This window comes from Micromonospora rifamycinica (assembly GCF_900090265.1).
GTDB classification, from domain to species: domain Bacteria; phylum Actinomycetota; class Actinomycetes; order Mycobacteriales; family Micromonosporaceae; genus Micromonospora; species Micromonospora rifamycinica.
The window spans coordinates 6,469,969-6,491,221 of record NZ_LT607752.1 but is presented as its reverse complement, the minus strand read 5'-3'; the positions used below and the strand labels follow the sequence as shown (position 1 = coordinate 6,491,221).

At 73.2% G+C, this 21,253-nt stretch carries 15 protein-coding genes; 5 read left to right on the top strand and 10 right to left on the bottom strand.

The features are described 5' to 3' along the window. Positions 1-554 precede the first annotated feature (554 nt). On the bottom strand, positions 555-1,040 hold the full coding sequence (locus GA0070623_RS27530; RefSeq protein ID WP_157517480.1) for a hypothetical protein: 486 nt from the start codon (positions 1,038-1,040) through the stop codon (positions 555-557). Between the two features lie 274 nt (positions 1,041-1,314). Between GA0070623_RS27530 and recQ the strand changes: the two genes are divergently transcribed. Then, on the top strand, positions 1,315-3,159 hold the full coding sequence (gene recQ, locus GA0070623_RS27525; RefSeq protein WP_067304400.1) for a DNA helicase RecQ: 1,845 nt from the start codon (positions 1,315-1,317) through the stop codon (positions 3,157-3,159). Between the two features lie 6 nt (positions 3,160-3,165). On the opposite strand, the gene uvrC is transcribed toward recQ, so the two are convergent. Then, positions 3,166-5,115, bottom strand: a complete 1,950-nt coding sequence (uvrC, locus tag GA0070623_RS27520) for an excinuclease ABC subunit UvrC (protein WP_067304403.1) — start codon at positions 5,113-5,115, stop codon at positions 3,166-3,168. 10 nt (positions 5,116-5,125) lie between these two features. Further along, on the bottom strand, positions 5,126-6,478 hold the full coding sequence (locus GA0070623_RS27515; protein WP_067304406.1) for a jacalin-like lectin: 1,353 nt from the start codon (positions 6,476-6,478) through the stop codon (positions 5,126-5,128). Positions 6,479-6,658: 180 nt separating this feature from the next. Between GA0070623_RS27515 and GA0070623_RS27510 the strand changes: the two genes are divergently transcribed. Further along, the gene (locus GA0070623_RS27510; RefSeq protein ID WP_067304409.1) at positions 6,659-9,898 is read left to right on the top strand and encodes a penicillin acylase family protein; all 3,240 of its coding nucleotides are present in this window, start codon (positions 6,659-6,661) and stop codon (positions 9,896-9,898) included. 55 nt (positions 9,899-9,953) lie between these two features. Here GA0070623_RS27510 and GA0070623_RS27505 read toward each other — a convergent pair whose 3' ends face one another. The 3 genes from GA0070623_RS27505 to rsgA all read right to left on the bottom strand — a co-directional run bounded on the left by GA0070623_RS27505 (position 9,954) and on the right by rsgA (position 14,923). Next, the gene (locus GA0070623_RS27505; protein WP_067314951.1) at positions 9,954-10,424 is read right to left on the bottom strand and encodes a Rieske (2Fe-2S) protein; all 471 of its coding nucleotides are present in this window, start codon (positions 10,422-10,424) and stop codon (positions 9,954-9,956) included. Between the two features lie 187 nt (positions 10,425-10,611). Continuing rightward, positions 10,612-13,557: an excinuclease ABC subunit UvrA gene (uvrA, locus tag GA0070623_RS27500; RefSeq protein WP_067314949.1), complete on the bottom strand. Its 2,946-nt coding sequence runs from the start codon at positions 13,555-13,557 to the stop codon at positions 10,612-10,614. Positions 13,558-13,843: 286 nt separating this feature from the next. Then, positions 13,844-14,923 (bottom strand): ribosome small subunit-dependent GTPase A, encoded by a 1,080-nt coding sequence (gene rsgA, locus GA0070623_RS27495; RefSeq protein ID WP_067314946.1) that lies wholly within the window; start codon positions 14,921-14,923, stop codon positions 13,844-13,846. A 178-nt stretch (positions 14,924-15,101) separates the two neighbouring features. Between rsgA and GA0070623_RS27490 the strand changes: the two genes are divergently transcribed. Further along, positions 15,102-15,821 (top strand): maleylpyruvate isomerase family mycothiol-dependent enzyme, encoded by a 720-nt coding sequence (locus tag GA0070623_RS27490; RefSeq protein WP_067314944.1) that lies wholly within the window; start codon positions 15,102-15,104, stop codon positions 15,819-15,821. Between the two features lie 6 nt (positions 15,822-15,827). Further along, a complete protein-coding gene (locus GA0070623_RS27485; protein ID WP_067314941.1) occupies positions 15,828-16,481 on the top strand; it encodes an MBL fold metallo-hydrolase in 654 nt (217 codons plus the stop codon). 50 nt (positions 16,482-16,531) lie between these two features. On the opposite strand, the gene GA0070623_RS27480 is transcribed toward GA0070623_RS27485, so the two are convergent. Beyond that, the gene (locus GA0070623_RS27480) at positions 16,532-17,191 is read right to left on the bottom strand and encodes a class I SAM-dependent methyltransferase (RefSeq protein ID WP_407938016.1); all 660 of its coding nucleotides are present in this window, start codon (positions 17,189-17,191) and stop codon (positions 16,532-16,534) included. A gap of 205 nt (positions 17,192-17,396) precedes the next feature. On the opposite strand from GA0070623_RS27480, the gene GA0070623_RS27475 reads away from it, so the two are divergent. Continuing rightward, on the top strand, positions 17,397-17,600 hold the full coding sequence (locus GA0070623_RS27475; protein ID WP_067314937.1) for a cold-shock protein: 204 nt from the start codon (positions 17,397-17,399) through the stop codon (positions 17,598-17,600). A 422-nt stretch (positions 17,601-18,022) separates the two neighbouring features. Here GA0070623_RS27475 and GA0070623_RS27470 read toward each other — a convergent pair whose 3' ends face one another. The 3 genes from GA0070623_RS27470 to GA0070623_RS27460 all read right to left on the bottom strand — a co-directional run bounded on the left by GA0070623_RS27470 (position 18,023) and on the right by GA0070623_RS27460 (position 21,252). Beyond that, positions 18,023-18,880, bottom strand: a complete 858-nt coding sequence (locus GA0070623_RS27470) for a hypothetical protein (protein WP_067304047.1) — start codon at positions 18,878-18,880, stop codon at positions 18,023-18,025. A gap of 193 nt (positions 18,881-19,073) precedes the next feature. After that, the gene (locus tag GA0070623_RS27465) at positions 19,074-20,735 is read right to left on the bottom strand and encodes a CocE/NonD family hydrolase (RefSeq protein WP_067304044.1); all 1,662 of its coding nucleotides are present in this window, start codon (positions 20,733-20,735) and stop codon (positions 19,074-19,076) included. A gap of 1 nt (position 20,736) precedes the next feature. Then, positions 20,737-21,252 (bottom strand): MarR family winged helix-turn-helix transcriptional regulator, encoded by a 516-nt coding sequence (locus tag GA0070623_RS27460; RefSeq protein ID WP_067304040.1) that lies wholly within the window; start codon positions 21,250-21,252, stop codon positions 20,737-20,739. Between the last annotated feature and the right edge of the window lies 1 nt (position 21,253).

The following is a 21,253-nucleotide window of genomic DNA, read 5'->3' as shown; positions in this document are numbered from 1 at the left end:
GGCCGCGCATGGTCAGTCGACGACTCTATCCCGGCGGACGGCGTCGATCCCCGCACGGCCGATGGCGGGTCGCCCGGCGGCGCGTTCCGGCAGGCAGGGCCTGCCGGACGACGGGACCGTGCCCCGCGTCGGACCGGATGCCCCACGTCGGACCGGATGCCCGGCGACGGCATCGGGTACCCGCCGACGGAACGTGCCGGGCACGGGACCGGGTGCCCGGCGGACCGCACCGGGCGCCGACGGGTCCGCGCCCGGCGACGGGGGTCGGGTGCTGACGGACGGCACCGACCGCCCGCCGACGGGACCGGGTCCGGCGCTCGCCACCCGACTCACCCGATCGCCGCAGGTCCACAGGGGCGGGCCGGGCCAGGAATCCGAACAGCATCCAGAGCATCGTTCGACACTGAGTGGTATGCCTACCTGTCATATTCATGACCCACAGGCATACGACTCCATGGGGAGATGGTCCCCGCCCGAGGCCGATGACGGCGGCCGGCACGGGCCCGGCACGACGAGGCGGCCGGCACGGCACAGGGCCGGCACGGCGAGGCGGTCTAGCTGCCGTCCATGGCGGCGGCGGTGTGGGGGGCGGCCTGGCTGGCCTGTGCCCGTAGCCTGCTCTCCCATGCCGGGTCCGTGGCCGCCCACTCCGCGACCAGCGCCGCCAGCCGGCGGGCGGGCAGCGCACGTGCGAGGTCGGCCAGCTCGGCGATCCGCGGGTCGATCTCCGCCCACGACGGCGGGGTGGCCGCGGAGGACCACGGGAAGCCGTCGGCCAGGGCAGCGGCGGTGAGGGCCACCGCGTGCGGGCACAGGTCGGCATCGGCGGCGCAGTCGCACTCGACGGTGAAGCCGTCCGCGGTGACCCCCACCCAGACCTCGTACGACGGCTGCCCCACCTCGCGGACCAGCCCGGACGCCCCGCCGCCGAGCGGGTGGACCTCCGCCGGCTCGCCGGCGACCGTCAGCCTGTCCGCCGCTGCGCAGACGTCGGCTCCGGCCGCCTCCCGGAGCGCGTCGATGTCGATGCTCACCGCCATCGGGCCATCCAACCGCACCGGATCGACCACGGTGACGTCAGGGGCGGTGCGCCGTCCCCACCACGTCGGCCGCCGGACCGCGCCGCCCACGACGGGCGACGCGACAGCCCCGGGTGAGGGCGGCCGGACGAGCGCCACGAATGCGGGAAGCGCGACCGGCGGCAGGGACAGAACAGCGGCGGGGCACCACAGCAGGCGGAGGCCGGGGCAGGGCGGACCGGCAGCAGGGGGCGTCGTGGAGGGCGTTGTCGGGGCGGGTCCGTAGACTCCCCGGATGGCCTCCCCCACCGAGCTGCGCGCCTCCGACGCCCTCGACGTGCTCCGCCGGGTCTTCGGCTACGACGCCTTCCGGGGCTTCCAGCAGGAGGTCATCGACCACGTGGTGGCCGGCGGGGACGCCCTGGTGCTGATGCCCACCGGTGGCGGCAAGTCGCTGTGCTACCAGGTCCCCGCCCTGGTCCGCGATGGCGTCGCGGTGGTCGTCTCCCCGCTGATCGCCCTCATGCAGGACCAGGTCGACGCGCTGACGGCGGTCGGCGTGCGCGCCGGCTTCCTCAACTCGACGCAGGACTACGCGGCCCGGCGCACGGTCGAGCAGGCGTTCGTCGACGGGGAGCTGGATCTGCTCTACCTCGCCCCCGAGGCGCTGGGCACCCGGGGCGTGCAGCAGCTGCTCGACCGGGGCCGGATCGGCCTGTTCGCCATCGACGAGGCGCACTGCGTGTCCCAGTGGGGGCACGACTTCCGCCCGGACTACCTGGCCCTGTCGATGCTGCACGAGCGGTGGCCGGCGGTGCCCCGGATCGCGCTGACCGCGACCGCCACCAGCGCCACCCGGGCCGAGATCGCCACCCGGCTCCAGCTCACCGGGGCGAAGCACTTCGTGGCGAGCTTCGACCGGCCCAACATCCAGTACCGGATCGTGCCCAAGAAGGAGCCGCGCAAGCAGTTGCTGACCCTGCTGCGCGACGAGCACCCGGGTGACGCCGGGATCGTCTACTGCCTGTCCCGGGCCTCGGTGGACAAGACCGCCGAGTTCCTGGTCGCCAACGGGGTCGCCGCGCTGCCCTACCACGCCGGCCTGGACTCGGGCACCCGCGCCGCCAACCAGCAGCGTTTCCTGCGCGAGGACGGCCTGGTCATGGTCGCCACGATCGCCTTCGGGATGGGCATCGACAAGCCGGACGTCCGGTTCGTGGCCCACCTCGACCTGCCGAAGTCGGTCGAGGGTTACTACCAGGAGACCGGTCGGGCCGGCCGGGACGGCCTGCCGTCGACCGCCTGGCTCGCCTACGGCCTCCAGGACGTGGTGCAGCAGCGCAAGATGATCGAGACGTCCGACGGCGACCTCGCCCACCGGCGTAACCTCGCCACCCACCTGGACGCCATGCTGGCGCTCTGCGAGACGGTCCGCTGCCGGCGGGTGCAGCTGCTCGAATACTTCGGCCAGCCCGGCACGGCCGACTGCGGCAACTGCGACACCTGCCTGACCCCGCCGGAGACCTGGGACGGCACGGTGGCCGCGCAGAAGCTGCTCTCCACCGTCTACCGGCTCGACCGGGAACGCAACCAGCGCTTCGGCGCGGGGCACTGCATCGACATCCTGCTCGGCAAGCAGAACGACAAGATCAGCCAGTACGGCCACGACGCGCTGAGCACCTTCGGCATCGGCACCGAGCTGCGCGAGGCGGAGTGGCGCGGGGTGGTCCGGCAGCTACTCGCCGAGGGGCTGTTGGCGGTCGAGGGCGACTACGGCACGCTGGCGCTCACCGAGGCCAGCACGGAGGTGCTGGGCCGCCGCCGCACGGTCACCATGCGCCGGGAGCCGGAGAAGGTCGCCCCGACCCGGTCGGCCAAGCCGCGCGGCGCGGCGACCGTGGTCGCCGAGCTGTCCCCGGCGGCCGGGTCGCTGTTCGAGCGGCTGCGGGCCTGGCGGGGGGCCACCGCCAAGGAACAGGGCGTGCCCGCGTACGTCATCTTCCACGACGCGACGCTGCGGCAGATCGCCACCGACGCTCCCGCCTCGCTGGCCGAGCTGTCCCGGATCAGCGGCGTCGGCGAGAACAAGCTCGCCAAGTACGGCGAGTCGATCCTCGCCGTCCTCGCCGACCAGCCCTGACCGCCGTCAGTCGGTCGGGGTGGGGGCGGTGGTCTTCGGGTCACCGTCGAGGGCCGCGAGGATCGCCTCGGCGGTACGGCGGCCGACCCCGGGCACCTCGACGATCTCCTCCACGGTGGCCGCGGAGAGCCGTTTGAGCGAACCGAAGTGTTGCAGCAGCGCCTTGCGGCGGACCTCGCCGAGGCCGGGGACGGTGTCCAGGGCCGATTCGGTCATCCGCTTGGAACGCCGCTGCCGGTGGAAGGTGATGGCGAACCGGTGCGCCTCGTCGCGGGCGCGTTGCAGCAGGTATAGCCCCTCGGAGGTGCGCGGCAGGATGACCGGGTAGTCGTCGTCGGGGAGCCAGACCTCCTCCAGCCGCTTGGCCAGCCCGCACAGCGCCACGTCGTCGATGCCCAGCTCGGCCAGCGCCTGGGCCGCCGCCGCCACCTGCGGGGCACCCCCGTCGACGATCACCAGCTGCGGCGGGTACGCGAACCGGCGCGGCCGACCGGTGGCCGGGTCGATGCCGGGGCGGTCGGGGTCGGACGCGGTCTCCTCGCCCAGCTCGCCGGTCTCGGCGCGGGCGTCGAGGTAGCGGGCGAAGCGGCGACGCAGCACCTCGGACATCGCCGACAGGTCGTCGGTGGCCCCCCGGACGATGAACCGGCGGTACTCGCTCTTGCGGGGCAGCCCGTCCTCGAAGACGACCATGCTGGCCACCACGTCCGTGCCCTGGATCTGGGAGACGTCGAAGCACTCGATGCGCAGCGGCGCGGTACGCATCCCGAGCGCCTCGCTGATCTCGTCGAGCGCCTTGCCCCGGGTGGTAAGGTCACCGGCCCGCTTGAGCTTGTGCCGGGCCAGCGCGTCCTTGGCGTTGCGGCCCACCGTCTCCAGCAGGGTCTTCTTGTCGCCCCGCTGGGGCACCCGCAGTGACACCCGGCTGCCCCGACGGGCGCTGAGCCAGTCGGCGAGCGCCTCGGCGTCGGCGGGCAGCTCGGGGACGAGCAGCTCCCGGGGGACGTCCGCCTCGCCCTGCTCACCGCCGTAGACCTGGGTGCAGAAGTGGTGCACCAGGTCGCCGGTGGTCAGCTCCTCGGTCTTCTCCACCACCCAGCCACGCTGGCCGCGGACCCGGCCGTCACGGACGTGGAAGACCTGCACGGCGGCTTCGAGGGGGTCGTCGGCGAAGGCGACCACGTCGGCGTCGGTGCCGTCACCGAGCACCACCGTCTGCTTCTCCATGGCCCGGCGCAGGGCGGCCACGTCGTCGCGTAGCCGGGCCGCCCGCTCGAACTCCAACTGCTCGCTGGCCTCGGTCATCTCGCGTTCGAGGCGGCGCACCATGCTGTCGGTGCGACCGGCCATGAACTCGCAGAAGTTGTCGACGATCGCCCGGTGCGCGTCGGCGGAGACGGTGCCCACGCAGGGCGCGGAGCACTTGCCGATGTAGCCGAGCAGGCAGGGGCGACCCACCTGCCCGGCCCGCTTGAACACCCCGGCGGAGCAGGTGCGGGCGGGGAAGACCCGCAGCAGCAGGTCGAGCGTCTCGCGGATCGCCCAGGCGTGCGAGTACGGCCCGAAGTACCGCACGCCCTTACGCTTCGCACCCCGCATGACCTGCAGCCGCGGGTATTCCTCGTCGAGGGTGACCGCCAGGTACGGGTACGACTTGTCGTCGCGGTACCGGACGTTGAACCGGGGGTCGTACTGCTTGATCCAGGTGAACTCCTGCTGGAGGGCGTCGACCTCGGTGGCGACGGTCATCCAGTCGACCGACTCGGCGGTGGTGACCATCTGCCGGGTCCGCTCGTGCAGACCCAGCAGATCGCCGAAGTAGGAGTTGAGTCGGGCACGCAGGTTCTTGGCCTTGCCGACGTAGATCACCCGGCCGGTGCCGTCCCGGAACCGGTAGACCCCGGGGGACTCGGGGATCGTGCCGGACGCGGGGCGGTAGGTCGAGGGATCAGCCACGGCACCGAGACTAACCGTTACCGCTGACACTCCAGATCACGCCGAGCTGGTCGACCTCGCTGCCGCTGCGGCCGAAGAACCCGGCGAGCCGGCCACCGGGGGGCGCGGTGAGGGTGACCGCCGCCGAGGTGGGCGTGCCGGCGGTGAGGGTACGCCCCTGGTCGGTGCTGAGCCGGGCCGAGAAGATCCGGGTCCGGCCGTCCTTCTGGCCCTGGGTGAGGGTGACCTGGGTGACCCGCTCGCCGGGGGCCAGGGTGAGGCTGCTCTCCGTCCCGCCGGTGCCGCCGTGGCGCAGTTGGCCGCCGTCGGCGAGGTCCACCCCGACGGCGTCGAGCCGGGAGCCGCCGCGCAGGGTGACCCGGGTGACCGCCGGGCCGACCCGGTCGGCGTCGGTGAACGGCGTGCCGTGCGGGCCGCCCCAGGTGTCGCTGGCCCGCAGATCGGGGGCGAGGGTCCAGTCGAACCAGGCGGCGTGCGGGTAGTGGTCGGACAGCGGCCCGCCGGTCGGGGTGAGGAACCGGGCGTGCTCGTTGTGGTAGCGGTCCAGGCTGAGCCGGACCAGCTTGTTCCCCCGGTAGAGGATCTTGTCGACCACCTCGCAGGAGTCCGTCACGTTGGCCTCGTCGCAGAGCAGCGCCGGGTCACCGGCGGCCGGCGGCTGGCCGCCCCGCTCCTGCTGCACCCAGACGTCGGTGAGGCCGTTGGCCGCCACCAGGTCGCGGATGTTGTCGCCGGTACGGGTGTAGCGCACGTTCAGGTCACCCATCAGCACCACCGCGTTGCCGGCCGAGTTCGCCGCGACGTACGCGGAGAGCTGGCTGATGTTGGCGCGCCGGGCGGCCAGGTCGGCGTCGGTGCTGCCGGCGTTCGGGTGGGCGTTGTAGAAGTCGACGTAGACGCCCTCGGCCAGCCGGATGCGGCTGGCGGTGAAGCCCTTCGGGGTGAGGCAGTCGGTGCCGTTGCAGGAGTTCCACTTCACCCGGGCGAAGTCGCTGTACGGGTAGTTCGACAGCGTGTTGAGGCCGCTGCCGAACGGCACGCCCCCGCTGGTCGGGGTCCGGTACGGGTGCTGGTCGGTGGCGTACAGGTCGGCGTGGTAGTTGAAGTCCTCCTGGACGTGCACGATGTCGTACCCGCCGAGCCGTTCGCCGATCGGCCGGGTGTTGGTCGCCGGGTCGCCGCTGGAGATGATGTCGGGCAGGCCGGCGACGTTGTAGGTGAGCACGGAGAACGCGCCCGAGGTGGGGGCGGCGGCGGTCCCGGCGGGGGCAGGGGCGGGGGCGGCCGAGGCGGCGGCCGGCCCGGACGGGGTGAGCGCGACCGCGAGCAGCGTCGCGGACGCGAGCAGACGGACGACCTTCATCGACGATCCAATCTGAGCGGGGGATCGAAGGCTATCCACGCGCACCGACCGGCCCGGTACCACCTGGCGAAGATCCGGCAGCCGCGCGATGGACGTCTTCCGATATCGACCAACGGAGATTACCATCCGGTAACCGAATGTTATTCATATAAAGATCCCCATCCTCATTGGAGGATCACCATGCCCCGTCCCCCCACCGTCCGCCGCCTGCTCGCCGGTCTGACCGCCGGCATCAGCGTCGCCGCCCTGCTCACCGCGACGCCCACCACCCCGGCCGAGGCCGCCGCGCCGCGTACCGCGTTCGCCCCCGAGGACTACTGCCTCGGCGAGTGCGGCGACATCCTGCCGCCCGGCCAGAACGGCAACGCCACCCTGGTCGAGGTGCTCGGCAACCAGACCCTCGGCACCCTGCCCCGGCACTCCGCCGACCAGCTCGGCCGCTACGCCGACCTGGTGTACGGCTACGCCGGGCTGCGCGAGGAACAGATCGGCTCGTTCTTCAACGACGCCTCCTTCGGCGTCCCGCAGGGGCAGGTCGAACGCGACTACTCGCCCCGCTCCGACGTCCGCATCCTGCGGGACAGGGCGACCGGTGTCCCGCACGTCACCGGCACCACCCGGGGCGGCACCATGTACGGCGCGGGCTACGCCGGCGCCGAGGACCGGCTGTTCACCATGGACCTGCTGCGCCACGTCGGCCGGGGCACCCTCACCTCGTTCGCCGGCGGCGCCCCCGGCAACCGGGCGTTGGAGCAGAGCGTCTGGCGCAACTCGCCGTACACCGAGGCGGACCTCCAGGCCCAGGTCGAGGCGCTGCGTACCAAGGGTCCGCGCGGCCAGCAGCTCTACGCCGACGTACAGGAGTACATCGCCGGCATCAACGCCTACATCGGCGTCTGCATGGGCGCCCGCAACTGCCCCGGCGAGTACGTGCTCACCGGCCACCTCGACGCGGTCACCAACGCCGGCGGCCCGGAGCCGTTCCAGCTCACCGACCTGATCGCCATCGCCGGCGTGGTGGGCGGGCTGTTCGGCGGCGGGGGCGGCACCGAGATGCAGTCCGCGCTGGTCCGGATCGCCGCCCGCGCGAAGTACGGCACCACCGAGGGCGACAAGGTGTGGACGGCGTTCCGCAACCAGAACGACCCGGAGACCGTGCTGACCCTGCACGACGGGCAGAGCTTCCCGTACGGCGACGCCTCCCCGGACGCGGCGAGCGTGGTGCTGCCCGACGCCGGCTCCGCCCGGGTCGAGCCGATCTTCACCGACCCGACCGGCTCCGCCGGCAGCACCGCCGCCCCGGCCCGTACCGGCACGAGCGCGTCCGGTGAGCTGGCCGCCGCGCTGTCCGGGCTGACCATCAGCCCGGCGCACCGGGGGATGTCCAACGCGGCGGTGGTCTCCGCCGCCAACTCGGCCACCGGCCACCCGGTCGCGGTCTTCGGCCCGCAGACCGGCTACTTCTCCCCACAGCTGCTGATGGTGCAGGAGTTGCAGGGGCCGGGGATCAGCGCCCGAGGCGCGGCGTTCGCCGGTCTCAACCTCTACGTGCTGCTCGGCCGGGGCCAGGACTACGCCTGGAGCGCCACCTCGTCGATCCACGACATCACCGACAGCTACGCGGTGCCGCTGTGCACCACCGACGGCAGCACCCCGACCCTGGCCGCCGACCACTACCTCTACCGGGGCCAGTGCCTGGCGATGGAGCAGCTCGCCCACGTCAACAAGTGGACGCCGACCCTCGCCGACGGCACCGCCAAGGGGTCGTACAAGCTGGTGGCCTGGCGGACGAAGCTCGGCCTGGTCGCCTGGCGGGCCACCGTCGGCGGTCGGCCGCACGCCTTCACCCAGCTCCGGTCCACCTACCGGCACGAGGCCGACTCGGCGATCGGTTTCCAGATGTTCAACGATCCGGAGCAGATGGGCTCGGCGGACGCCTTCGTCGCCTCGGCCAACAACGTCGAGTACGCCTTCAACTGGTTCTACGTCAACTCCACCGAGTCGGCGTACTTCAACTCCGGGCTGAACCCGGTGCGGGCCGCCGGGTCCAACCCGAACCTGCCGATGAAGGCCGAACCGGCCTACGAGTGGCAGGGCTTCGACCCGGCGACGAACACCGCCGGCTACGCCCCGCTGGCCGCCCACCCCCGGTCGGTCGACCAGGACTACTACGTCAGCTGGAACAACAAGCAGGCCAAGGACTTCGGCGGCGCGGACGGCAACTACAGCTTCGGCGCGGTACACCGGGCCGACCTGCTGGACCGCCCGCTCAAGGCGGGCCTGGCCGCCGGCCGGAAGTACGACCGGGGCTCGCTGACCGCGCTGGTCGAGCAGGCCGGCCTGACCGACCTGCGCGGGGCCGAGGTGCTCGACGAGCTGATCCGGGTGCTGGAGAGCCAGCCCGTCACCGACGCCGCGCTGGCCACCGAGATCAGCCGGCTCAGGGCGTGGCGGCAGGACGGCGCGCTGCGGGTGGAGACGGCGAAGGGGTCGAAGGTCTACCGGCACGCCGAGGCGATCCGCACCTTCGACGCCTGGTGGCCGCTGCTGGTCCGGGGGATGTTCCGCGACCAGCTCGGCCCGGACCTCTACCAGTCGCTGATCAACGCTATCCAGATCAACGAGTCCCCCTCCGGGCACCAGCAGGGCGACAGGTCCAACCTGCCGACCTCGGCCAACGAGGCCCAGTCGCACAAGGGCTCGTCCTTCCAGTACGGCTGGTGGGGCTACGTCGACAAGGACCTGCGCGCGGTGCTCGGCGACCCGGTGCGCGGCGGGCTGGGCCGGGGCTACTGCGGCGCCGGGAACCTGGCCGGCTGCCGGCAGGTGCTGCTGGACACGCTGCGCACGGCGGCGGCCACCCCGGCTGAGCAGGTGTACCCCGGTGACGCGAGCTGCGCCGCCGGTGACCAGTGGTGCGCGGACGCGATCATCCAGTCCCCGCTGGGCGGGATCAAGCACGCCACCATCGCCTGGCAGAACCGGCCCACCTTCCAGCAGGTGGTCTCGTTCCCGTCCCGGCGGGGTGACGACCTGACCAACCTGGCCGCCGGTCGGCCGGTCAGCGCGTCGGGCAGCGAGCTGTTCTTCGGGGCGGCCAAGGCCGTCGACTCCGACCTGGGCACCCGCTGGGCGAGCAGCTGGGCGGACGACCAGTGGCTCACCGTCGACCTCGGGTCGGCCCGCCAGGTGGGCCGGGTGACCCTGGCCTGGGAGTCGGCGTACGCCCGGTCGTACCGGATCGAGGTGTCGAACGACGGGTCGACCTGGCGGACGGTCTGGTCGACCACGGCCGGCGACGGCGGCACCGACGTGGCGGCCTTCCCCACCACGACCGCCCGGTACGTCCGGATGCACGGAGTGACCCGGGCCACCTCGTACGGCTACTCCCTCTGGGAGATGGCGGTGTACGCGCACTGAGCCGACGGTGCCGGCCGGCGCGGCGGGTCACCCCCGCCGCGCCGGCCGGCACCGGTCAGGCCAGCACGATCTGGTCTCCCTCGACCTTAATCTGCTTGGCGGCCAGCGGGGTGGTCGCCGGGCCGCTCTTCGCCGCGCCGTCGGTGATGGCGAACGCGCTGTTGTGGCAGGTGCAGTTGATCGTCCCGCCGTCGACGTTCGACACCGGGCAGCCCTGGTGGGTGCAGATCGGGTCGAACGCCTTGAACTGCCCCGCCGTCGGCTGGGTGATCACCACTCCCTGCGCGGCGTAGACCTGCCCGCCCCCCACCGGGATGTCGGCGGTCTTGGCGACGACAGTGCCCGGCCCGCCACCGGCGTTGGACGCGGCCGGCGCACCGCTGCTGGCCGTACCGCCGGTCGGTTCGTCACCGGAATCGTCGCCGCAGGCGGTCAGGAGCACCGACGCCCCCACCGCACCCGCCCCGGCCAGCAGGGCGCGTCGGGTCTGCTTCCCGGCCCCGGTCAGCGCCTGATCGTCGTTCATCTCCGGCCCTTCTCTCCACTGCCGTTACCAGAATCGTCGGCCCTCGCGGCCGTACCTGAGCACACGCACCACGGTGTCCCGGCGGTTCACCCCCGCCCGCCGGCACCCGTCGGACGGCTGACGATAGCGGACGGCTGCACGGCCCGGGGATCGGATTGCCGGTCCCCGGGCCGGGTCCGCCGTCGGCTCAGCGCGCCCCGGCCGGCACCTTGCGGGTCCGCGCCTTCGGCGTCGCGCCGTTGGCCCTGGCCGCCCGGGTCGACGCCGCCTTGGCGCCCCGGGCCTCCCCGTCGAGCTTGAGCACCGACCGCAGGAACTGGCCGGTGTGGCTCTCGGCGACCTCGGCGACCTCCTCCGGGGTGCCGGTGGCCAGCACCGTGCCGCCCCGGTGGCCGCCCTCCGGACCCATGTCGATCAGCCAGTCGGCCGTCTTGATCACGTCGAGGTTGTGCTCGATGGTGATCACCGTGTTGCCCTTGTCGACCAGCCCCTCCAGCACCAGCAGCAGCTTGCGGATGTCCTCGAAGTGCAGGCCGGTGGTGGGCTCGTCGAGCACGTAGACCGTCCGGCCGGTGGACCGCTTCTGCAACTCGGCGGCCAGCTTGACCCGCTGCGCCTCACCGCCGGAGAGCGTCGGCGCGGACTGGCCCAGCCGTACGTAGCCCAGGCCCACGTCGTTGAGCGTCCGCAGGTGCCGGTGGATGGCCGGGATGGCGGAGAAGAACTCGGCCGCCTCCTCGATCGGCATCTCCAGGACGTCGGAGACGGTCTTGCCCTTGTAGTGCACCTCCAGGGTCTCCCGGTTGTACCGGGCGCCCTTGCACACCTCGCACGGGACGTAGACGTCCGGCAGGAAGTTCATCTCGATCTTGATGGTGCCGTCGCCGGAGCACGCCTCGCAGCGCCCCCCCTTGACGTTGAACGAGAACCGGCCCGGCCCGTACCCCCGGACCTTGGCCTCGGTGGTCTCGGCGAACAGCTTGCGCACGTGGTCCCAGACCCCGGTGTAGGTGGCCGGGTTGGAGCGCGGCGTCCGGCCGATCGGCGACTGGTCGACGCCGACCACCTTGTCGACGTGCTCCAGCCCGGAGACCCGGGTGTGCCGGCCGGGCACCAGCCGGGCACCGTTGATCTGGTTGGCCAGCACCGCGTACAGGATGTCGTTGACCAGCGTCGACTTGCCCGAGCCGGAGACGCCGGTGACCGCGATGAGCTGGCCGAGCGGGAACGGCACGGTCAGGTTGCGCAGGTTGTGCTCGCGCGCCCCGTGCACCACCAGCTCCCGCTCCGGCGTCTGCGGCCGGCGTCGCTTCGGCGTCGGGATCTCCCGCCGACCCGACAGGTACGCCCCGGTCACCGACTCGGGATTGTCCAGCAGCGCCGGCACCGAACCGCTGTGCACGATCCGGCCGCCGTGCTCGCCCGCGCCGGGCCCGATGTCGACGATCCAGTCGGCGACCCGGATGGTGTCCTCGTCGTGCTCGACCACGATCAGCGTGTTGCCCAGGCCGCGCAGCCGCAGCAGGGTCTCGATCAGCCGGTGGTTGTCCCGCTGGTGCAGGCCGATGGACGGCTCGTCGAGCACGTAGAGCACGCCGACCAGGCCGGACCCGATCTGGGTGGCCAGCCGGATACGCTGCGCCTCGCCGCCGGACAGGGTGCCGGCCGCCCGGTCCAGGGAGAGGTAGTCCAAGCCGACGTCGAGCAGGAACCGCAACCGGGCGTTGATCTCCTTGAGCACCCGCTCGGCGATCATCTTCTGCCGGTCGGTCAGCGCGATACCGGCGAGCAGCTCGGCCGCCTCGCCCACCGACAGGTTGCAGACCTCGGCGATGCTCTTGCCGGCGATGGTGACCGCCAGCACCTCGGGCTTCAGCCGGGTGCCGCCGCAGGCCGCGCACGGCACGTCGCGCATGTAGCCCTCGTACTTGTCCCGCGACCACTCGCTCTCGGTGTCGGTGTGCCGGCGCTCGATCCACTGCACCACACCCTCGAAACCGGTGTAGTAGGAGCGCTCCCGGCCGAACTTGTTGCGGTAGCGCACGTGCACCTGGTCGTCGGAGCCGTGCAGGATCGTCTTCTGCGCCCGCGCCGGCAGCGCCCGCCACGGGGTGTCGACGTCGAAGTGCTGGCTCTCGCCCAGCGCCTCCAGCAGCCGCAGGAAGTACTCCAGGTTGTGCCCGGTGGACCAGGGCTGCAACGCGCCCTCGCGCAGGGTGCGCTCCGGGTCGGGGACGACCAGATCCGGATCGACCTCCTTCTTGGTGCCCAGGCCGGTGCACTCCGGGCAGGCCCCGTAGGGCGCGTTGAACGAGAAGACCCGGGGTTCCAGGTCCTCGATCGCCAACGGGTGGTCGTTCGGGCAGGCCAGGTGCTCGGAGTAGCGACGCTCCCGGGCCGGGTCGTCCTCGGCGAGGTCGACGAAGTCGAGCAGCACCAGGCCGTCGGAGAGGCCGAGCGCGGCCTCCACCGAGTCGGTCAGCCGCTGCTTGGCGCTCGCCTTGACGCTGAGCCGGTCGATCACCACCTCGATGGTGTGCTTCTCCTGCTTCTTGAGCTTCGGCGGCTCGGTCAGCGGATGCACCACCCCGTCGACCCGGGCGCGGGCGTAGCCCTTGGCCTGGAGTTCGGCGAAGAGGTCGACGTACTCGCCCTTGCGGCCCCGGACCACCGGGGCGAGGACCATGAACCGGGTGCCCTCGGCCATCGCCAGCACCCGGTCGACGATCTGCTGCGGGCTCTGCCGGGAGATCCGCTCGCCGCAGACCGGGCAGTGCGGCTCGCCGATCCGGGCGAAGAGCAGCCGCAGGTAGTCGTAGACCTCGGTGATGGTGCCGACGGTGGAACGGGGGTTGCGCGAGGTCGACTTCTGGTCGATGGAGACGGCCGGGCTCAGCCCCTCGATGAAGTCGACGTCCGGCTTGTCCATCTGGCCGAGGAACTGCCGGGCGTACGACGACAGCGACTCGACGTAGCGGCGCTGCCCCTCGGCGAAGATGGTGTCGAAGGCCAGGCTCGACTTGCCGGAGCCGGAGAGCCCGGTGAAGACGATGAGCGCGTCCCGGGGCAGGTCGAGACTGACGTCACGCAGGTTGTGCTCGCGCGCGCCACGGATGATCAGACGGTCGGCCACGGTGCGGATGCTCCCGGAAGAGAAATATGAGGCGGATCTGTCCGCTCCGAGGGAAATCTGAGCGGTTTTGCGGGCGCAGAAGGAACGCCTGGGCAACTCTAGCCCCGGGGTACGACAACTTCTCTCGCCCGCATGTTCCGCCCGCTCGCCCCGGTCGGTCACCCCACCGCCCGCCGCCCGCCCGAGCCGATCGGCACCGCCCGACCCGACCCGCCCCCGCCGGCCCCGGGTGCCGACCCGCCCCGAGCCGGGTCGGTACCCGGGGCGGGACCGGGACCGGGACCGGTCAGAATCCGCCCGGCCGCGGTGGCGTCACCGGGCGGGAGGGCCGCCGCCGGCCACCCCGCCAGCCGCCCCGCCGCTCGGCGGCCAGCCGGCTCTGCCGGCGACCGCTCTCGAACGCCACCTCCCGCTGGAGGCGACGCCAGCTCTCCCAGCGCCGGGCCGGCAGCTCCCCGGTCTCCAGCGCCGCCCGCACCGCGCAGGCCGGCTCGGCGGTGTGCCCGCAGTCGGCGTACCGGCAGCCGGTGGCCAACTCGGCGATGTCCAGGAACGCCCGGTCCAGCCCGGTGTGCCCGTCCAGCAGGCCCACCGCCCGGACCCCGGGGGTGTCCAGCACCGCACCGCCGCCGGGCACCGGCACCAGCGCCCGCCAGGTGGTGGTGTGCCGGCCCTTGCCGTCGGAGCGCCGGATCGCCTGGGTGGCCATGACGTCCGCGCCGACCAGGGCGTTCACCAGGCTCGACTTGCCCGCCCCGGAGGGGCCGAGCAGGGCCAGCGTCAGACCCGGCGCGACCAGCGGACGCAGCGGCTCCAGGCCGGTGCCGCGCTCGGCGCTGACCGGCAGCACCGGCACCCCGGGGGCCACCGCGGCGAGCTGCCGGGCCACCGCCCGCGGGTCGGCGGCCAGGTCGACCTTGGTGAGCACCAGCAGCGGCCGGGCGCCCGACTCGTGGGCCAGGGAGAGCAGCCGTTCGATCCGGGCGGCGTCCGGCTCCGGGTGCACCGGCTCGACCACCGCGGCGGTGTCGAGGTTGGCGGCGAGCACCTGCCCGCTGGCGTCCTTGCCGGCGGTCCGCCGGATCAGCGCGGTCCGCCGGGGCAGCACCGCGTCGACGGTCACCGGGCCGTCCGGCCACCGGGCCAGCAGCACCCAGTCGCCGGCGCACGGCAGGGCGGTCAGGTCCCGGGCGGCGGCGGCCAGCACCGCCGGCCCCAGGCTGGCCCGGACCGGGCCGTCCGCGCCGAGCACGGTGCACACCCCCCGGTCGACCCGGGCCACCCGGCCGGGCCGACGGTCCGGCCACCGCCGCGCGTACGCCGCCCGCTCCGCATCCAGGCCGAGCGCGGTCAGATCGATGGTCATATCATCCTCATCAGGGTCGGAGCTGGTCGTGGCGCAACACCCGTACTGCGACCGGCATGGTCACCACCCCCGTCCGTCGTCCTGTCACCGCGTCGGAACCGACGGTAGGCCGCGCGCCGACGTGCCGAAAGCGAATTCCCCGGCGGCGCGGCACGGGCCGGACCGCTAGGGTCGGGGCGTGACAACGGATCCCCTGCTGTTGACCGGCGAGGTGGACGACGCGACCGCCCGCCTGCTGCACACCGCGGCCGGTCTCGACGCGGCCGACGTCGCGGCCCCCTGCCTGCTGCCCGGCTGGTCCCGTGGCCACGTGCTGACCCACCTGGCCCGCAACGCCGACGGGTTCGTCAACCTGCTCACCGCCGCCCGCACCGGCGAGGACATCCCGATGTACGCCAGCGTCGAGGCCCGCAACGCCGACATCGCCGCCGGTGCCGGTCGGCCCCCCGCCGAGCAGCTGGCCGACCTGCGCCACAGCACCGAGCGGTTCGCCGCGGCGGTGGCGGCCATGCCGGTCGAGGCGTGGGGCGCCACCGTGCGGACCCGGCACGGCCCGTGGCAGGCCGCCCTGGTGGTCTGGGCCCGGCTGCGCGAGCTGGAGGTGCACCACGTCGACCTGGCCACCGGCTACCGGCCGGCGGACTGGCCGCCCGTGGTCGCCCAGCACCTGCTGCACGAGGTGGCCGGCGGGCTCGCCGACCGTGCGGACGCGCCGGCGCTGGTGCTGCGACCCGTCGACGGCAACCGGCCGGAGCTGGTGGTGGGCGACCCGGCCGGTGCCCCGTTGGTCGCCGGGACCGCCGCCGGCCTGGCCGCCTGGTTGATCGGCCGCAGCAGCGGCGACGAGTTGACCGTCACCCCGGACGGTCCGCTGCCGACCCCACCGGAATGGATATAGAGCCCCATGAGCTACACCGGAGACGTCACCCACGGCGGCCCGCCCGCCGTCCGGGAGCTGGACCGAATCACCGTCACCAAGCTGTCGGTCGGCCCGATGGACAACAACGCCTACCTGCTGCGCTGCCGCGACACCGGCGAGCAGGTGCTGATCGACGCCGCGAACGAGGCACCCCGGCTGCTCGACCTGGTCGGTGACGCCGGCCTGACCTCGGTGGTCACCACCCACCAGCACATGGACCACTGGGTGGCGCTGGAGGAGGTCGTCGCCAAGACCGGTGCCCAGGCCCTGGTGCACGCCGACGACGCCGACGGCCTGCCGATCCCGGCGCAGACCCTGGCCGACGGCGACACCGTGGCGGTGGGTGGGCAGACGCTGGAGGTCATCCACATCAAGGGGCACACCCCCGGCTCGATCGCGCTGCTCTACCGCGACCCGGCCGGCACACCGCACCTGTTCACCGGCGATTCCCTCTTCCCCGGCGGAGTGGGGAACACCGACCGGGATCCGGAGCGGTTCGGCCAGCTCATCGACGACGTGGAGCACAAGCTCTTCGGCCGGCTGCCCGACGAGACCTGGTTCTATCCGGGGCACGGCGCGGACAGCACCCTCGGCGCGGAACGGGCCTCGTTGCCGCAGTGGCGGGCGCGCGGCTGGTGACCGTGCGCGGCGTCGGCCGGACCGGCCGACGCCGCCCGGCCCCGCCGCGGTCAGCAGGGCCGCAGCACCTGAACCCGCCGGACCGCTGAGTCGACCGACGGTTCGGTGGTCGGCACCGGATAGCTGGCCACCAGCTCCAGCGCCTCCGCCGGCAGGTGCCCCCGGTCCGGATCGCCGACCAGCACCTGCGCCCCACCCTCGGCGGCCCGCCGCAGGTACGGCAGCATCCGCCTCGCCAGTTTCCGGTCGTAGAGCACGTCCCCGGCGACCAGCAGGTCGAACTGCGGCCCGGCCTCGTCGAGCAGGTCCCCCTGGTGGGCGAGCACCCGTACCCGGTTGGCCCGCGCGTTGACGGTCACCGCCGCCACCGCGTACGGGTCCACGTCGTTGGCGACGACCTGGGCGGCGCCGGCCAGCGCGGCGGCGATGGCGACCAGCCCGGAGCCGGCGGCCAGGTCGAGCACCCGGCGGCCCGCGGCCAGGTCGGGATGGTCCAGCAGGTGACGGGCGAGCGCCTGGCCACCGGCCCAGGCCGAGGCCCAGAACGGCGGCGGCAGGGTACGACCGGCGGCCGCCTCCATCCGGGCCCACCACACGATGGCGTCCTCGGCGAGGTGCAGCCGCACCTCGGGCACGAACGGGGTGGACACCAGCCGGAGCCGGTCCAGTCCGTCGCCCGGCGCGTCGATCTCCCGTTCCAGCGCGGTCAACGCGGCGACGCTCGGTCCGTTCACCGGTCGAGTGTGCCGGAGCCGGCCGCCCGGTGGATGGCGTTTCGCCGTCCGCCGCGAGTTTCCGCTGAATCTTGCGGCACTTCAGCAGGCAAAAATCGGATCGGCCGGTTACTGTCGGGGCAGTACAGGGCGATCGTCCGCCGTAGCGGCGGGATCACCCGTTGTAAACAGGGAGAGATGCATGGCAACCGGCACGGTCAAGTGGTTCAACTCGGAAAAGGGCTTCGGCTTCATCGAGCAGGACGGCGGAGGCCCCGACGTCTTCGTTCACTACTCGGCGATCGCCACCAGCGGCTACCGGGAACTGCAGGAGGCCCAGAAGGTCGAGTTCGATGTGACCCAGGGGCAGAAGGGTCCGCAGGCGGAGAACGTCCGCCCGCTGTAGGTCCGTGCCGGTGGCGGCGGCCGGTGGCCGCCGCCACCGAGCGCTTTCCGGCGGCCCCTGGCCGCCCTGCACGTCGCGGCCACCGGCCGCCCTGCGACACCGCCGCCCCTGGCCGCCCTGCGACACCGCCGCCCCTGGCCGCCCTGCGACACCTCCGCCACCGGCCGCCCTGCGACACCTCCGCCCCTGGCCGCCCTGCGACACCTCCGCCACCGGCCGCCCTGCGACACCGCGGCCACCGGCCGCCCTGCACGTCGCGTACCTGGCGGCCCCTGCCACCGGACGCGCCACCTCACCCGACGCGTCACCTCACCGGACGTCACGCCCATGCCCGCCGCGCCGGACACCCGGCGACGGCACCGGTCCGCCGTGGCACCCCCTCCGCAGGAGGCGGCCCGGAAGGGGTGCCACGGGGTCCACCCTCAGGCGACCAGGCGCTTGGCCAACTCGTCGGCGACCTGTCGGGCGATGGTGGGCGGGATGGCGGCGGCGATCTTCTCCGGGGTCAACCCGGCCAGCACCCCGGTGACGATGGCCGACTCGTCGGTGAAGTCCTTGTTGGCCAGTGCGGTCAGCGCGGTCTGCAACGACGCCAACTGGGCGCCCAGCGACTTCAGGCTCGGGTGCGGAACGACGAAGTCGGGGTTGGTGTGGTCCTCCCCCATCGCCATCCGGGTGTAGATCTGCCCCACCGGGTTACGGCCGTCCAGGACGGTCAGGTTCTTGTGGACGGTCTCCAGCCAGGCGTGCTCTTCGGGTGTCATGTCCGTGTCCTCCAGGAGTCCGATGCCGGTCAGGTAGCGCCGGAACAGCGGGGTCTGGTCCCGTCCGGCCTTGGTGCAGTCGCGGAAGAAGCTGAAGTGGGTGTGCCACAGGTGCGAGTCGTCGCCCGTACTGCGCTTGCCGAGCCGGTCCCAGCGCCGCACGACCTTGCCGTCCGGGCTGTAGATGATCTCCCGGAGGTCACGGCTGTCCGCCGTGTTCGCCCGGCACTGGGCGACGCACCAGGTGGAGAACGACTGGAGATTGTGGGTGGTGCCCCCGGACCGGACGCTGAACGTGCCGACGTCCAGCGCCGAGGCGTACAGGGTGAGGCCGGCGGAGTCCCGGGGCGACTCGACCACGGAGTAGTCGTTGGGGACCACCCGGTCGGAGCCGGTGTGGTAGCCGCCCCGGTGGGCCGGATCTCCGACGATCCCCACCGCGGCGGGGTCGAGGCCCCGGATGGTGTCGAGCAGGAGCCGGCGGACCGCCAGCAGATTGGCCGGAGCCGTCGTCATGACGTCCCCCTTTCCGCAGCCGGGACCGGGGGTGCCGACTGCTTCGGCAGCAGGCCAGGACCGGGGAATCGTCGTCACTCCACGTAGGCAGCGCCTGCCGGGAGAGCGGAGTCGGCCACTGGTGCACGTCATCGGGCGTTGCGAGAAACGATATCCACAACCACCTAAAAACCCCAGCTCAGGAGGCTTGTCTTCAGATAGGTCCAAGTGGGGATACGGCGGGGAGCACCGGCAGCACCAGCCGGGACAAATGCGATGGATCGTGCAGGATCTGCCGGACCCCAGCGCGGAGCGTGATCGCCGCACCGAGCGGGTCGCCGGTGCCGGGGTTGCGCGCGTACCGGGGGTGGGCACCGCCGGAGACCTGCACCCGCAGCCGGTGCCCGGTGGCGAAGCGGTGCGCCGCCGGCCACAGCGGCACCGGCACCCGGGTCACCCCGTCCGGGTCGACGGGGAACCGGCCCGGAGCGACCCGGACCAGGCCGTCGCAGACGTTCCAGGACCGGCCGCGCCGGTCCACGTCGCAGAGCCGCACGAAGACGTCCAGGTACGACAGGTCGCAGCGGACGTGGATCTCGGCGTGGACCGGGCCGAGCACCTCCACCGGGGCGGTCAGCACCGCACTGGTGTAGACCAGCACGTCCGGCCGGGCCTCGACGGGACGGTTGTCGACCGGGCCGGCGCGCTGGGCGACCAGCAGCGGGCCGCCCAGCGAGGGGGTCGGGTCGGTCGGGTCGTACCGGATGGTGTCCGGCGTCGACGGGGCCGGCGGCTGCGGGGCGAGCCGGCCCCCGGCGTGCAGGTGCCAGGAGGTCCCGGTCGCCGGCGGCGGCCAGTCGGGCAGGTCGCGCCAGCCGCCGCCCTCCCCGCCGACGTGCACCCGCACCGGGGCGCGCGGCGGCGCGGGCCGGCCGTGCAGGTGGGCGTCGAGCCAGCCCAGCCCCTCCCGCAGCGCCTCCGCCAGCAGCCCGGGGCTGCCGTGCGTCCACGGGCCGACGGTGAGCCGGGTGGGCACGCCCGCCGCCCGCAGCGCGGCGTGGTCGGCGAGCTGGGCGGGGAGGAAGATGTCCTGCCAGCCGGTGACCATCGTCACCGGGGCGCGCACCTCGGCGATCCGCGCGCCGAAGACCCGGGTCCGCCAGTAGTCGGCGTCCGGGGTGTGGTGGCGCAGCCACTCCTGGAAGAACGGCACGGTCACCCCGGTCGCCACCCGGTCGGCCTCGGCCAGCGGCAGGTGGGCCAGGGCGGCGGCCAGCCGGGGCTGCCCGCGCTTGAGTTCCCACTGCCGGGCCAGCCACGGCACGGTCTGCGCCTGGAGCAGCTCGGCCCAGGTCAGCACTGTGTCCAGGGCGAAGGACTCCCCCGCGTACGTCGAGTCGCGGGTGGCCGAGGCGGTGACCACCGCGACCATCGCGGCCAGCTCCTCCCCCGCGTCGGCGGCCAGCGCCCACTGGACGAAGCCCTGGTAGCTGGCCCCGAACATGCCGAACCGGCCGGTGTACCAGGGTTGCCGGCGCAGCCAGTCGACCGTGTCGAGGCCGTCGTCGCGCTCGTGCACCAGCGGGTCGAACCGCCCGTCGGAGCCGTCGGTGCCCCGGCAGGACTGGATCACCAGGTGCAGGCCGCGCCCGGCGACGAGCCGGCCGAGCAGCCGCATCGGCCCGCCCCGGCCGTACGGGGTGCGGATCAGCACGGTCGGCGCCGCGGGCAGCCGGGGGGCGTAGTGGTCGGTGCGCAGCCGTGCCCCGTCGCGGGCCCGGACCACGATGCCCCGGGTGACGTCGACCCGGTGGGTGGGTACGGTCGGCAGCCGCAGCGCGGCGGCGGCGAGCCGGGCCAGCGGCCGGTCCAGCACGTCAGTCCGCCGCGCGGCGGGGCGACTCGGGACGAGTGGCCCGCACGGCGTCGCGGTGCTCCCGCATCGAGGCGACCATGGTGGTCATGAACCGGTGCACGACCGCCAATTCCTCGTCGGTGAACCGGGCCATCACCGCGTCGGTACGCCGCCCGAGCGGGCCGAAGAAGCTCATCGCCAGGGCCGCCCCCTGGTCGGCGTAGTGCAGGAACACCTTGCGCCGGTCGGCGGTGTCCCGGTCGCGGCGGATGTGCCCGGCGCGTTCCAGCCGGTCGATCAGCGCGGTCACCGAGCCGGAGGAGAGGTTGAGCTGTTCGCCGAGCCGGCCGGGGGTGATCGGCTCGCCGAGGAGTTCGGCCTCCATCACCGCGATCAGCGCCTGCAGGTCGGTCGGGTTGAGCCCGTGCAGGTTGGCGAAGGCGTGCCCGATGTGCTGCGCGTCGGCCGAGTAACGCCGCAGGTCGTTGGTGATGTCGGCCACCATCCGCCCGCGCGGATCGTCCCGCCGCCGGTACATC

Excerpts from the sequence above, each read along its gene's own strand:
- GA0070623_RS27530 (WP_157517480.1), bottom strand. The coding sequence starts at position 1,040 with ATGGCGGTGAGCATCGACATCGACGCGCTCCGGGAGGCGGCCGGAGCC.
- recQ (WP_067304400.1), top strand. The coding sequence starts at position 1,315 with ATGGCCTCCCCCACCGAGCTGCGCGCCTCCGACGCCCTCGACGTGCTC.
- GA0070623_RS27515 (WP_067304406.1), bottom strand. The coding sequence starts at position 6,478 with ATGAAGGTCGTCCGTCTGCTCGCGTCCGCGACGCTGCTCGCGGTCGCG.
- GA0070623_RS27510 (WP_067304409.1), top strand. The coding sequence starts at position 6,659 with ATGCCCCGTCCCCCCACCGTCCGCCGCCTGCTCGCCGGTCTGACCGCC.
- GA0070623_RS27505 (WP_067314951.1), bottom strand. The coding sequence starts at position 10,424 with ATGAACGACGATCAGGCGCTGACCGGGGCCGGGAAGCAGACCCGACGC.
- rsgA (WP_067314946.1), bottom strand. The coding sequence starts at position 14,923 with ATGACCATCGATCTGACCGCGCTCGGCCTGGATGCGGAGCGGGCGGCG.
- GA0070623_RS27485 (WP_067314941.1), top strand. The coding sequence starts at position 15,828 with ATGAGCTACACCGGAGACGTCACCCACGGCGGCCCGCCCGCCGTCCGG.
- GA0070623_RS27475 (WP_067314937.1), top strand. The coding sequence starts at position 17,397 with ATGGCAACCGGCACGGTCAAGTGGTTCAACTCGGAAAAGGGCTTCGGC.
- GA0070623_RS27470 (WP_067304047.1), bottom strand. The coding sequence starts at position 18,880 with ATGACGACGGCTCCGGCCAATCTGCTGGCGGTCCGCCGGCTCCTGCTC.
- GA0070623_RS27460 (WP_067304040.1), bottom strand. The coding sequence starts at position 21,252 with ATGTACCGGCGGCGGGACGATCCGCGCGGGCGGATGGTGGCCGACATC.